Annotated in this window: 10 protein-coding genes and 1 pseudogene; 3 read left to right on the top strand and 8 right to left on the bottom strand. The window is 59.7% G+C overall.

What is annotated here, in order from left to right:
• Nucleotides 1-24 precede the first annotated feature (24 nt).
• The 5 genes and pseudogenes from J4G43_RS36420 to J4G43_RS36440 all read right to left on the bottom strand — a co-directional run bounded on the left by J4G43_RS36420 (nt 25) and on the right by J4G43_RS36440 (nt 4,347).
• The gene (locus J4G43_RS36420) at nt 25-588 is read right to left on the bottom strand and encodes a flavin reductase family protein (protein ID WP_208087856.1); all 564 of its coding nucleotides are present in this window, start codon (nt 586-588) and stop codon (nt 25-27) included.
• A gap of 9 nt (nt 589-597) precedes the next feature.
• Nucleotides 598-1,827, bottom strand: coding sequence for an acyl-CoA dehydrogenase family protein (locus J4G43_RS36425; protein ID WP_208087857.1), 1,230 nt, complete (start codon nt 1,825-1,827; stop codon nt 598-600).
• Nucleotides 1,828-2,015: 188 nt separating this feature from the next.
• Entirely contained in the window at nt 2,016-3,284 is a 1,269-nt protein-coding gene (locus tag J4G43_RS36430; protein WP_208087858.1) for a CaiB/BaiF CoA transferase family protein, read from the bottom strand.
• 237 nt (nt 3,285-3,521) lie between these two features.
• Nucleotides 3,522-3,988: pseudogene (locus J4G43_RS36435) on the bottom strand (GNAT family N-acetyltransferase).
• A 17-nt stretch (nt 3,989-4,005) separates the two neighbouring features.
• Nucleotides 4,006-4,347: a hypothetical protein gene (locus J4G43_RS36440; protein WP_208089507.1), complete on the bottom strand. Its 342-nt coding sequence runs from the start codon at nt 4,345-4,347 to the stop codon at nt 4,006-4,008.
• A 537-nt stretch (nt 4,348-4,884) separates the two neighbouring features.
• Between J4G43_RS36440 and J4G43_RS36445 the strand changes: the two genes are divergently transcribed.
• From J4G43_RS36445 to J4G43_RS36455, 3 genes are all read left to right on the top strand, one after another.
• On the top strand, nt 4,885-5,229 hold the full coding sequence (locus J4G43_RS36445; protein ID WP_208089508.1) for a response regulator: 345 nt from the start codon (nt 4,885-4,887) through the stop codon (nt 5,227-5,229).
• A 239-nt stretch (nt 5,230-5,468) separates the two neighbouring features.
• On the top strand, nt 5,469-6,998 hold the full coding sequence (locus J4G43_RS36450; RefSeq protein WP_208087859.1) for an FAD-dependent monooxygenase: 1,530 nt from the start codon (nt 5,469-5,471) through the stop codon (nt 6,996-6,998).
• 361 nt (nt 6,999-7,359) lie between these two features.
• Nucleotides 7,360-9,339 (top strand): acyltransferase family protein, encoded by a 1,980-nt coding sequence (locus tag J4G43_RS36455; RefSeq protein ID WP_208087860.1) that lies wholly within the window; start codon nt 7,360-7,362, stop codon nt 9,337-9,339.
• 582 nt (nt 9,340-9,921) lie between these two features.
• Here the strand turns inward: J4G43_RS36455 and J4G43_RS55710 are convergent.
• From J4G43_RS55710 to J4G43_RS36470, 3 genes are all read right to left on the bottom strand, one after another.
• Nucleotides 9,922-10,281, bottom strand: a complete 360-nt coding sequence (locus J4G43_RS55710) for a hypothetical protein (protein WP_321576286.1) — start codon at nt 10,279-10,281, stop codon at nt 9,922-9,924.
• Between the two features lie 406 nt (nt 10,282-10,687).
• Complete coding sequence (locus J4G43_RS36465) at nt 10,688-11,215, bottom strand: Cache 3/Cache 2 fusion domain-containing protein (protein ID WP_208087861.1); 528 nt, start codon at nt 11,213-11,215, stop codon at nt 10,688-10,690.
• Between the two features lie 492 nt (nt 11,216-11,707).
• Nucleotides 11,708-12,115 carry a hypothetical protein gene (locus J4G43_RS36470; RefSeq protein WP_208087862.1) on the bottom strand — a complete coding sequence of 136 codons (408 nt, stop codon included), beginning with the start codon at nt 12,113-12,115 and terminating at the stop codon, nt 11,708-11,710.
• Nucleotides 12,116-12,487: the final 372 nt, after the last annotated feature.

A 12,487-nucleotide genomic window follows, 5' to 3' on the forward strand; every position in this document is an offset into this window, starting at 1 on the left:
GCCGACGAGCGTCCTTGAATTGCCTTATCGCGACTTCTTGCGTTCATCATCAGCCAGGAACCGGCCATACCCCCCGCGCGCAAACAGCAGGGGCTCCTTGGCACTGTAGGCGTAGGCCTCGACCGCGCCGAGAAAGATCACGTGGTCACCGCCATAATAGCGATTGACCGATCGGCATTGAAAGTTGGCGACACTCTCGGCAAGGACCGGCGCGTTCCCGAGGCCCGGGGTCCAGTCGACCCCGGCGAACTTGTCTTCGGTCGATTTTGCAAATTTGTTCGCAAGCGTTTGCTGCGACGTGCCGAGTATGTGAACGGCGAAATGGCTGGCGTTCTGAAACACGGGGAGGCTTGAGGAATAGAATCCGAGGCTCCAGAGGACCAGAGGGGGATTCAAGGAGACTGACGCGAACGAATTGCAGGTGATACCATAGGGCTTACCATCAGCGGCCATGGCCGTGATGATCGTTACGCCCGTTCCGTATGTGCCTAGCGCGTTGCGAAAATCACGAGGATCGATCGGCGAACTGTCGCTGGCGAGTTCATTCGCTGGATCGGAAATGGCCGGCTGCTTCGGCAGATCATTCATCGGCCGGCCTCACAGCGTGAGATTGTCGGACGGCAGGCCCAGAGCCACCCGTCCGTAATTGGTTCCGGCCGCATCGAAGTTGAACGCAAGATGCGAGTTTATCGCGTGCGCATCGCGGAACTGCCGCTGCAACACGCCCGTCGTGAACAGACCGCGCGCTCCGCTCGCCGCAAACAGCATCGAGACCGCGTCGGTGCACAGATTCACGGAAAATGCGCCATCGCGACGATATCTGGTCTTGGTCGCCATATCAGGAATACGGCCGCGCCTTGCATCTTCCATTGCATTGACGCAGGCCGAACGCATGATCAGGCGCGCAGCGTCGATCTTGGCCGAAGCCTCCGCGATCTTGATCTGCGTGCTTTGAAAGTCGCTGAGCTTGGCGCGGTTGTAGGTCGAGATGCGATGACGCGCGACCTCCGCATAATCGTCGAGGCATGCTTGAGCGTTCCCCAGCGCGACGCCGGAGAGGACGTAAGGAAACAGCGAGAACACGGGTAGCGCATACAGCGGATTGGGATTGACCTTGCTTCCCGGCGTCGGGCCGCCGGCAAGATCGCCAACCGCGACCGTCATATAGTCGGCCACGAAAGCGTCCCTGACTTCGACATCGCAGGAGCCGGTACCGCGCAGTCCCGTGACATTCCAGGTGTCGAGCACCTTGTAGTCGACTTTCGGCAACAGGAAGATTCGGTACTCGATCCCGTCTGCTTCGTCGTCAGAATAGACAACGCTTGCAAGCATGTTCCATTCGCAGGAGCCAACGCCCGAGGAAAACGGCCAGCTGCCGTGCAACCGGTAGCCGCCCTCGACCCGCGTGGCGCGTCCGGCAGGAAAAATGAACGAGGACGCGATCAGCGCGTCCGGATCGCGGTCCCAGACCAGATCCTGCGCCTTTTGCGCGAACATGCCGAGCATCCAATGATGGCTCGCCAGGTTAGCGAGATTCCACGCCACTGATGCATCCGCCATTCCCAGCAGTTCGGCGCAGTCGACGAGAGCGACATAGTCAAGCTCGGCGCCGCCGATGCGCTTCGGCTGCAGCATGCGGAACAGGCCAGCGTCGTGGAGATCCTTCTCGGTTTCCGTCGGAAGATGCCGCAGTTCCTCCGTGCGGGCAGCCCGCTCTCGCAGCCGCGGCACGAGCGCCCGGGTCCTCGCGATCATGGCCGCATAGGCGCGTTCGCCGGCTTCCTGCCCCGTCGGCTGGCCCATGCTCGGCTCTTGACCAGGCGCCATTCGAGTCCCTCGCTTTCACATAGTTATGCGGCGGGAACTTCGCCAAATCAAGCTGGGCAGCGCTTACGTTGCGTGGTCGCCCCGCACCCCGGCTGTTCACAGGAATGCGATGTCGCGTATACCGTCTTCTCAAAGCAGCTATCCGCAAGCTTAGCGATGCCTGGCTCCATGGAGCTGACCGCTCAGGCTTAGCCTGATGTCGATGGCTTGCCTGATCCAAAGACGCCCTTCTGAGTGAATTCCGAAATCTGGCGCTCGTCGTAACCGAGCGTATCACGCAGGACGTCTTCGGTATGCTCGCCTAACAGGGGCGCAGCGACGGGATCAATCGCTCCCGTCAGGCTCATATTGATCGGAGGTTCGATATTGGGGACCCACTCTGCAGTACGGTGCGGAATCCTGTTCAGGCGATGGCGCTCGCGGGCCTCGGGCGCATTGAACCCCTCCTCGACCGTTCGGAGATAGCCGACCGGGATATTGGCCAGCTTCATCTTCGCCATCCAGTTCTCGAGGGTATCGCTCGCAAAGACCTCTGCGATGGCTGCCCGCAGGAGCTCCTTGTTCTCAGAGCGCGCTTTGCGCGACGCGAACTGCGGATCAGTGATCAAATCGGGCCGGTTCAGCACCTCGACCACCAGCCGGCGATAGAGCCGGTCGTTGGCGCAGGCCATGTAAAGCGGCCCATCGGAAGCTTCATAGACACCAACAGTGGGGGACCCGTTCGGCGAATTGCCGAACCGGCCAGGGTTTTCGCCGTTGATCAGATAGGCCATGCCGTAGAAGCCGGTCATGCCCATGGCGACGTCGAACAGGGCGACCTCGACATGCTGCCCACGGCCGAGCCGATCGCGCGCCAACAGCGCCAGCAGGATGGCGTTGCAGGCGGACATCCCCGTCGCCATGTCCACGATCGGGGGGCCGGTACGAACCGCAGGCCCGTCGGCAAACCCATTGAGGGACATGAAGCCGCTTTCCGCCTGCGTGATGGGATCGAAGCCGGGCCGCGCGGCAAATGGTCCTGAGCGTCCGTAAGCCGAGATCGAGCAATAGACCAGCCGCGGGTTGAGCGGCGCGACCGCCTCGTAGTCGAGGCCGAATTTCTTCATGACTCCACTTGAAAAATTCTCCACGACCACATCCGCCTTCCGGATCAGGTCCAGCGCGATCTCGCGAGCCTGCGGCACGGTCAGGTCGAGCGCGATACCGCGCTTGTTGCGGTTCAGGCTCAGATAGGCGGCGCTTTCGCCGCCGATTTCGGCGTGCTCGTAGGCGCGCGTATCGTCGCCGCCATCCGGATTCTCGATCTTGATGACGCGTGCACCGAAATCGGCAAGCGTCTGCGTGCAGGCCGGCCCCGCCACGACCCGCGTAAAATCGACGACCAAGAGACCGTCGAGCGCGGTAGGCGCGCCCGTCGCCCGCAACGAACGTTCCGGTAATTGAGGCTTGGTGGGCATCGACGGCGCTCCCTTACATCGGCTTATGGTTGCCGAATTTCCTGCAAGAGCAAACTTAAAGCCCGCCACCACCAACTTCGCAAGTGCTTCACCCGCATCGCTTCAATACGCAAAAAGGGCCCGGCAGCCATCAAGCTGCCGGGCCCCCGAACATTTTGGGCGTACGAGGCCACGCCGTGTCTGGCATTGGCCATCCTACGCCGAGAAGAGCACGTTCCGCATCACGGGAAACCCCGCTCAGCGAAGCCACTTCCGCCAATAGAGCGTGTGCGCCCAGGCCCAGGGCACCTCTGGCTCGAAGAGCCGATAGCCCGCCTGGATGAAGTTATTCGCAGAGACCGGATTGTCAGTCGTATCAGAGACAATGGCATCTCATCCGACACGCCGCCCCCTCGCCTCGATCACACGCATCAACCTGCGCTGCAGTCCCCGCTCCCAATGCCGTCGCAGCACGCCGACCCTCGAGAAGTAGCGCCGTTTCGAATGTGCGTCGACGGTATGACGCCGGCAAATGCGACCGCCTCATCGCCATGTTAGGCAAGCCACCACGCTCCCAGCTCGAATTGCGGCATGGCCGCCGCGTCGAAGAACGTCGACCGATGCAGATCAGCCAACGTATCGACGAGGTCGTCATCGGGTGCATCAACGATGCGAATTTTGTACGGCCCGTTTGCGGGAAATAGCGTGCGTGCAAGTGCAGAGATGTCGGCACCGTGGGAGCTCACTTGCCCAGCACGACCCTAACGCCTAGCAAAACGGCCCCCATCAGTCCGGTCGCGATCACCGTGATAACGGCTTTGAAGGTGTAGCTCTGCGCCTGCTCCACGCTCTTTCGCCACCTCCGCACGTGTTGGAGATCAGTCCTTAGCTCCTTCCGGTCGTCGTGTTCGATTCCGAAGGAAGTTAGCACCGATGCGACGGCCTTCAGTACGAAGGCATCGATGCTCTCCTGTTGCAGCCTGTGTTGCTCGGCAAGCGTCTCAGCCACGATCGCCCTGATTTCATCATCTGGTTGATGATCCTTGCAACGTTCTCGAGACCTCGCTTGGCGAAGTAGAAGGATACAATCAGTCTCGGTCAGCATCCGCGCCTTAGACGTCTTCCGTCGCGCGGGCGGGCGGGCCGGCTCGCTCGCGAGCTCGCCTTCGATCTCATCGCTCAAGAAAACGTCTCCCACAACACGATTGCAACCAGGCCCGCGCGCGAGTGCGAGCGATATCAGTTAGGCGGTCATCATCTCTCCACGAAAAAGAAAAAGGCGGCAGATCGCGTGACCAAGCGCGATCGTTTCGGGCGCGAACCCTATGTCCGTGAGCCCCGAGACCGCGCCGGCGCGGGCAACGGACCCGGCGCCGCGCCGGTCGGCGTTCCTTGAACGTGGTCTAGCGAGTGCGTGGCCGGATGCGCGGCCACCGTCCGATCTCAAAATCGAGACGAAAAACCCGCGGCGGGTGTTTCCAGCGCGGGTGACCAAACTCGTCTCGTTGATGTCATTTGCCAGTGTTTCGACATGTCAAACATCCCTCGTTCGACCACACCGTGCCGGAACTTAGCCGAAGAGCGGCGCGTTTATTCCTTCAGTCAAAGGACCGTGCGCGCGATGAGCCATGCTGTACTGGTTGTTGACGACGATCCCGGCGTCCTCGACGTCATCGTGGGCATGCTGGAAGATCTCGGCTGCGAGGTGACAAGCGCCCAAAGCGGCCCGGATGCGCTTGATCGGCTCAGGCAGAACGAGAACATCTCCATCCTCATCACGGACATCAATATGCCGGGCATGGACGGTCACGAACTGGCCGAACTGGCGAAGCGGCTACGCCCGGAATTGAAGATCCTGCAATTATCGGGGCGCGAACCGCGGCGCGGGGGCCTGCCAATGATCAGGAAGCCGTTTTCGTTCGAGGAGCTCGCCGACACCATGCGGCGAACCACCGGCGTTCGCTGAACGCCAGAGCCCAAAAGAAAACCCGCGGCGGGAGCTCCCGCGCGGGTCGAACCAAACTCATGTCGATGATGCCATTCTGCCGGTGTTTTGCCCGACGTGTCAACGCGGCGAACGCGGAAGAAGGAGTCATTCCTCCCAGCTTGATATGTGGTGCGCAAGGGGCTTGCTTCAAGTCCCCCGCTCTGCCGTAGAACCCCCGACCCAATGAGCATCCAAAGCAGCGACGCGAGGGGGTCCACATGCCTGTATTGCTTCCGTCGTCCCGGCCGCGCGGCCGTACCGAGCGGGCCGGCGCCAGCCGCGCGAGTCACCATGCCGTGCTGATCGCCGGCGGCGGCCCGACCGGTTTGATGCTGGGCGCCGAGCTCGCGCTCGCGGATGTCGACGTCGCCGTGGTCGAGCGGCGCCCGGATCAGGAGCTCGTCGGTACGCGGGCCGGCGGATTGCACGCGCGGACCATCGAGATCCTCGATCAGCGCGGCGTCGCGGAGCGCTTCCTGCGCGAGGGGCAAGTCACCCAGCTCGCGGGCTTCGCCTGGACCAGGCTCGACATCGGCGATCTCCCCACCCGGCACGCTTATGGCCTCGCGCTGCGGCAGAGCCACATCGAGCGCATCCTGGCCGACTGGGTCGAGGAGCTCGCGGTGCCGATCTATCGAAACTCCGAGGTGATCGGCTTCGTTAAGGATGCGACCGGCATCGACGTTGCGCTCGCCGGCGGCAAGACATTGCGCGCAAGCTACCTCGTCGGCTGCGACGGCGGTCGCAGCCTGGTACGCAAGAAGGCCGGCATCGATTTCGTCGGCTCCGATCCGACGCTCAGCAATCTCATGGCCGAAGTCGAGATGCGCGACGAGCCGGTATGTGGTCTCCGCCACGACGCCATCGGCTTTCATGGCCTCAGCAAGGCGGAGAGCGGTCGCGTGCTGGTCGTCGTGACGGAAGCGACGCTCGACCGCACCGGCGAACCCGGCCTGCGCGATCTCAGCGATGCGCTCGTCGCCGTGTACGGCACCGACTTCGGGCTCCAAAATCCCGCCTGGATCTCCCGCTTCACCGATGCGGCGCGGCAGGCCGTGTCCTATCGCCGGGAGCGCGTGCTGCTCGCCGGCGATGCCGCGCATATCCATCACTCCGTCGGCGGGCAAGGCCTCAACACCGGCGTGCAGGACGCGGTCAATCTCGGTTGGAAGCTGGCGCAGGTGGTCAGGGGCATTTCGCCCGACGGCCTGCTCGACACCTACCACGCCGAACGTCATCCCGTCGCTGCGCGCGTCTTGCGCAACACCATGGCGCAAATCGCCATGCTCCGCCGCGGCGAGGCCGGCCTCAAGGCCGCGCGCGATGTGGTGTCCGACCTGCTCGCCATGGAGGAGCCGCGCAAACGTTTTGGCGCGATGATGAGCGGACTCGATATCCGCTATGATCTCGGCGAAGGACACGAGCTGCTCGGGCGCCGGATGCCCGATCTCGACTTGATCGTCGAGGGCCATCCGCAGAGATTGTTCACGCTGCTGCACGGAGCGCAGGCCCTGCTGATCAATTTCGGCAAGTCCGGCGGGTTCGACATCGCACCCTGGGCAGATCGCATCAGAGTCATCAACGCCAGCCACGACGGCGCGTGGGAGCTCCTCGCCATCGGGCAGGTCGCCACGCCCGAAGCCGTGCTGGTTCGGCCAGACGGGCACGTGGCGTGGGTCGGAGATGAAAGCCAACGAGGGCTCGAGGACGCGCTGACCACCTGGTTTGGACCGGCTGCTGCGGCGTAGCGCGCGAACGTCAGAGGCGCCATACAAACAAAGCCCGCGGGATTCCGCGGGCTTGATTGGCATCAGGTTTTCGAAACACGGCTCAATATCCGAACGTTACGCCGCTCGCTGCTCTCCGAAGGCAAAGGTCACACGTTCGAATCGTGTCGGGGGTCTAGTGCCCCGTCCACTCCCTCGTGCATCTGTCTTTTGCCTTTTTCCCCTAGAGTTAGACCCCAATAGCGGGATTGGCCCTAGCTGTTCGTCTAGATCGCTGTTCGGAGGGTAGGACGGCTACCTTTATTAGAAACCAAAATTGAGGTTTACACCCTGAAATCCTCTCAGGTAATAGACTGCAATCCAGTTGAAATATTTGGAAACGTTGCAGCTTCTGGTGGCCTCATTGGAGATGATAGGTTCGGAGGGAACGAGCTTTCGCGGGGAAATCGTTCAACTTCGAGCGATTGCTGTCCTGAGCGTTCTGCTGTTTCACTTGAAAGTGCCGGGCTTTCAGGGCGGCTTCGTCGGAGTCGACGTCTTTTTCGTCATCTCCGGCTACTTGATCACTCGCAATATCCTCATGGACGACGCTGGCGGTCGCTTTTCCTTTAGCGCGTTCTACTTGCGACGAACGAGGCGCATCTATCCAGCCCTGATCTTCACGGTGCTTATGACGTACCTGTCGGGCGCGTTGTGGACGGCGCCTCTACTGTTTCTCGATATTGCGAAGGAGTGCACGCATGCGCTGCTGTCGATCGCAAACATCCAATATTGGAGAGAAGCAAGCCATTACTTCGCAGCGAAGTCGGACGAACTCGCTCTGCTTCACTGTTGGTCGCTGTCGCTTGAAGAGCAGTTCTATCTTATTTGGCCCGCACTCCTGATCACCGCGGCGCGCGTTGGATGCATAAGATCGGCAATCGTCCTGTTGTCGCTTGCATCCTTCTTGGCCACGATATGGGTTGGCCCCATCGACAGCTCTGCCGTATTCTTCTTGATGCCGTTTCGCATGTTCGAGTTCGGTTGTGGCGCCTTGGTGCTTTTCGCCGGTCAAACGCCACGCCGCCAATCGGTCCGTGAATTGCTTTCGGCGGCTGGCTTCGCTGTGATCTTGTCCAGTGCCCTTTTGTTGCAGCCAGACACGTCACGGCAAGAATTGCTCGTTATGATCCCATGCCTTGGCGCTGCTGCTGTGATTTGGACCGGAGATACAACCTTCGTTTCTCGCGCTCTACGCTCTCAGGCGCTAACCGCCATCGGAACAATCTCGTATTCACTCTATCTTTGCCACTGGCCGATCATTTTCTACTCGCGCTTCATCTTTGGTGAGGCGGCCGACACTGCTGGAGGCAATATAGTCATGCTTGTGACGATGCTTTTCGTCGCTACCAGCATGTACTATTTCGTGGAACGTCGCTTCATCGTTGCTGGAGGCGCAGCCTCTGGAGCGCCGTTGAAGACATTGATGAAATTCAGCGCGGCTATTCTGGCATTTGCGATTCTGACTCACGCAACATTCATTCTGAAGGGTTTTGCATGGCGGGTGCCTGAGTCGGTTTTGGCGGATGGAAGGCTCGACAGTTCTCCCACTACTGATCAAGTCGTTTGGCCGCCGGGCCTACCGATTGTTGACTTGGCTGGAGACTCCCATGCTGAAATGTACGTGGCGGCAATGTTGCCGTTAGTCGAGAGCCTAGGTGGAAACCTTCAGTACGTTGGCACTGCCGGATGCCCGATTGTCAAAGGAGCAGCCATCAGATCGCGACGACGCGTGGATTGTCTTCGGGTTCGCGATGAGCAAATCGCTCAACTTGAGACCCAAACGCACCCGCTGATATTCATCCAGCGGTGGGAAACCTATGACGATGCGGGCATCGATTACGACCAACCAGGCATGTGGCCGAACGATGCTGGATCGTTCGCCAAGCTCGAAGCGGCCCTTTCTGAGACGCTACGCGTGTTAACGCCTGTTCGGCGTGTAATGATTGTGGGCGCCCAAGTTCCTGCCGGCTGCGAGATCAATCGGCCGCGGTTACTTCAAGGGCCGCTGCCTCATGTGCCACCTCCTCCATGTGCGCCCATGTCAAAGGTGAACGCGGTAGCGGCGGGCGCAGCCATCAATGCAATGCTCGCTCGTGTGCAGTCTAAGTATCCCGGAAGGGTCGACTTGCTCAAACCGGTCGATTATCTCTGCGACCAAACGTGCCCAACGTATCACGCAGGCCATTGGCTTTATTGGGACGCTACGCATTTTACCTTGGCCGGATCGACTTTCATGACCGATAGGGCTGCCTCAACATTTCGCACGTTCATCCTGGGTGGATCGAACGCGATGTCTTCAGGCGCACCAACTGAGAACTGATCTATTTCGCCTTCGCGCTCGACGAGGTCCGTCCTCTCGCATACTTCGTCGTGCGCGTGGTGCACGTTGTCGATCACGTATGAAGTAACAGGAGTAAGATTCGGGTTCATGCACGAGCTCTCCTGTGTCCGACAAGTACACGCTGGGATGTGCGCCAACTTAAACTTGCGAAAAATGACGGATTTTTTTGTGGGGGCATCAGATAGGTTAACGCTTGCAAGTTTCCCCCATGCCGCGCGTGCGTCGGCAAATTGTGGTCACAGCACTGTCACAACGGTCACATCAATTCGGCTTGCCTCGACTTGACCTTTGGGGGGTACGCCCCCTAACATATTGTAGTGATCGCCAGTGTTTTCAGGGACTTTTGAGACTTGCACTAGAGAGACGCCAAGCTCACCGAACCGATCGCCTTGCCCTCCAATGCAGCCGTTTCACCTGGCGAGCCGACGTCTAGAGCCGGGCTCTGTGGTCTGTATGCAAGCGCGTCGGCCATCCAGCGCGGCCAACCGGTCAATTCCGCAATGCCTTGAGCTGGGGGATCTGGCTCAATCCGCCGTTGGCGCGGCTTCTGTCGGTCAGTGCTCATGTATTCTCCTGCGAACGCAGCCAAAGCTCTTCGTGAGAGACGTCGAAATCGCCCGTCGCGCCGATGCTTCCAAGAACGCTTAGCGGTTCGCGGAGCACGGATTCCTCAACATGGGCGTCGAACGTTTGACCGTCGCCGGGATGTACAATGACCCGCTCGATGCGATGAATAAACTCAAGGGGCTTACCGTCTTCATTCGCGATGGGCTGCAACGGCTTGCCCCATCCGCGATCGAGAATGGCATTGGCGGCCGAGACACGTGCATGCGCTGGAGCATTCTTGTCGAGCATGATCTTCACGAGAGTATTCACGGCGTGTACCGTGTGCGTCCGCGCCAAGGATTTGATCTCAGTCATCGTTCGCTGCTTCAAAGTTCTGCGAGCCGCCTCCCTCGCCAACGCCACTTCAGAGCGCTTGTTCACCAATTCGGCCATCTGAAAAAACCCTTTGCAATCAGGTCCTGTCCTGGATCGGGAATAAAAAAACCCGCGGCGGATGAATCTCCGGCGCGGGTGCGAGCAAAATCGTCTCAATGATAGTATTATGCCAGTGTGTTGCCCGACGTGTCAAAGACGCCAAAGCGGCTCCGGGTGCAGGTCGCGCCGGCGCCGTCATTCCAACCGCAAATCGGCGACGTCGGTTTTTGGGATTTGAGCAGAAATTCTCTGCTCAACCAGAGTATTGCCGGTTTTGACCCAACTCGGACCTCGACAGCTACGGCCGCGCGACCAGTGTTGCCAGACGATTTCTCATGGCTCTCAACTACTTCTTGTAGCCGACGTAATAGGTGCCGATTTCGGCGCCCGTACTGTCCTTGATCGGTTCGTATCCGGTTATGTAGGGCGTACCCAGTATAGGCACCTCGCCGTAATAGCTCTTCCCCGCCTTGATCGCTTCAAGTGCTGGCCCGGCCAGGACGGTGCCAACTGCTCGGCCGCTTCCATCGGGTTTTGGCACGCTTGTGGACACTCGGACGTATTCGCCTCCGTCTTTTGCAAACAGCGTGGCCGTCATCCCTTTGCCGTCCTCGCTTCCAACCGCGTCGACGATGTCAAAGTTGTTATTGATCTTAGTCGTGCCGAAATACAGAGCGGGTGCGTCTTTACCCCCAACAGCTTCCCTTCCTTCGAGCTTGGGGGCTCCTAATTTCGCCGTCATAGCTTTTAAGGTTTCCATCGATTTCGTTACTCTCGGATCCGCTTGGGCGTGCCCGGTGCCCGGCATTACTGTAGAGGTTGCAACAAGGCATGCGGCGGCGATAATGCCGACCAGAAAGGTTTTCCGATCCATTGTAAGCTCCTGATGTGAAATGCGGCATTTTCCTTCACGCGCACATCACGCGGTGTGCACGTCATTCGCGCCTCGGTTTTGACTGCGATTGAACAGACCAGAGATTACAGGTCTAGGAATTTGCCCGCCGACGGCATCAGCGCTGCCGCTAAGATAATTGGCGAGTACAGGACTGTCGGCACGTCCTCATGGCAGCTCGCAAGAGAAGTTACATCACTTCTGCCTTGCCGCAAAGCGCGGTCGCGGCCCGCGCGTTGGCACACGGTTCACTCTGCTTCAAGGTCCTGCGTTAGATTTGTAGTCGGGGTACCCGAAACTGGCGAGCCCGTCGGCACTCGAGCAGTCACAGAAGTGCGCTGTGTTGGGCAGACCGGACATAGGCGACACGGTCGCTGATCGATGCGATTGACCGAGGCGGTCCTGCACGCGGATGGCGCGTTGTCGCATGCACCATCCGCACCCCACAATCGATCTCTTGCGAAGAAACGAGCGTTAAGCCTTCAAGTCGGTGATCCGCATAATCGCGACCACATTCCCATCGTTGAACGCCTGTTCTTTTGTTTCCTTGTTGCAGGTCAAGACAAAATTCTTCTTGCCCGTAAAGGTCTTTCCGTCCTGCTCAAGCCGAAGCTCCCCTTCGGTGATATGGCAGATCATGGCATTCATCATCGGGGGCCCCATGGTCTTCGCCCCCGGCTGCATAATGATATCGCGCATTGAGACGGTCTTAAAACCTGGGATCAAGGATGGTGTTTCGCCTTCATATTCACGCACCACGACACCTGGCCAAGGCGTCGTATCCTTGTAGCTTGTGGCTTGAGCGGCGGCTGGCTTGACCATGGCAGCCGAAACTGCAGCCAACGCGATTCCCAGAGCGGACCTTCGATCGATCTTGCTCATCGCTTTCTCCCGACGTTACCGAACGAGCCGCCGCATAAGCAGCGCGCAAAGTTCGTGGTGAACGGTGGTACGAAACCGAAAAAGAACGGTCTCTAAGAGAGCGTGCTTGCCGACGGCACAAGTGCTGCTCGTTTGCCCGGACGGTGATTTCGGCACGTCCCGCTTCAAGGGGCAGTGGCATTCTACGTCACCTGACGCATCCGGGAAACAGGTGGCGTCACACGAAGACACTGTGGCCCCTAAGCAATGTCCGGAATTGGCCCTTAATGCACAGGCCAACCTGACGTCTGTTTGCCCATTGATGTGAATACAGACATCATTACGACTAGCGACCCCCCTCACTCGAAATTACCTTTGGCCGGGCGAGCGGCA

The sequence above is a fragment of the Bradyrhizobium barranii subsp. barranii genome (assembly GCF_017565645.3).
Lineage (GTDB): Bacteria > Pseudomonadota > Alphaproteobacteria > Rhizobiales > Xanthobacteraceae > Bradyrhizobium > Bradyrhizobium barranii.

Coding starts and splice junctions, on each gene's coding strand:
- J4G43_RS36425 (WP_208087857.1), bottom strand. CDS start 1,827: ATGGCGCCTGGTCAAGAGCCGAGCATGGGCCAGCCGACGGGGCAGGAA.
- J4G43_RS36470 (WP_208087862.1), bottom strand. CDS start 12,115: ATGAGCAAGATCGATCGAAGGTCCGCTCTGGGAATCGCGTTGGCTGCA.
- J4G43_RS36450 (WP_208087859.1), top strand. CDS start 5,469: ATGCCTGTATTGCTTCCGTCGTCCCGGCCGCGCGGCCGTACCGAGCGG.
- J4G43_RS36430 (WP_208087858.1), bottom strand. CDS start 3,284: ATGCCCACCAAGCCTCAATTACCGGAACGTTCGTTGCGGGCGACGGGC.
- J4G43_RS36445 (WP_208089508.1), top strand. CDS start 4,885: ATGAGCCATGCTGTACTGGTTGTTGACGACGATCCCGGCGTCCTCGAC.
- J4G43_RS55710 (WP_321576286.1), bottom strand. CDS start 10,281: ATGACTGAGATCAAATCCTTGGCGCGGACGCACACGGTACACGCCGTG.
- J4G43_RS36420 (WP_208087856.1), bottom strand. CDS start 588: ATGAATGATCTGCCGAAGCAGCCGGCCATTTCCGATCCAGCGAATGAA.
- J4G43_RS36465 (WP_208087861.1), bottom strand. CDS start 11,215: ATGGATCGGAAAACCTTTCTGGTCGGCATTATCGCCGCCGCATGCCTT.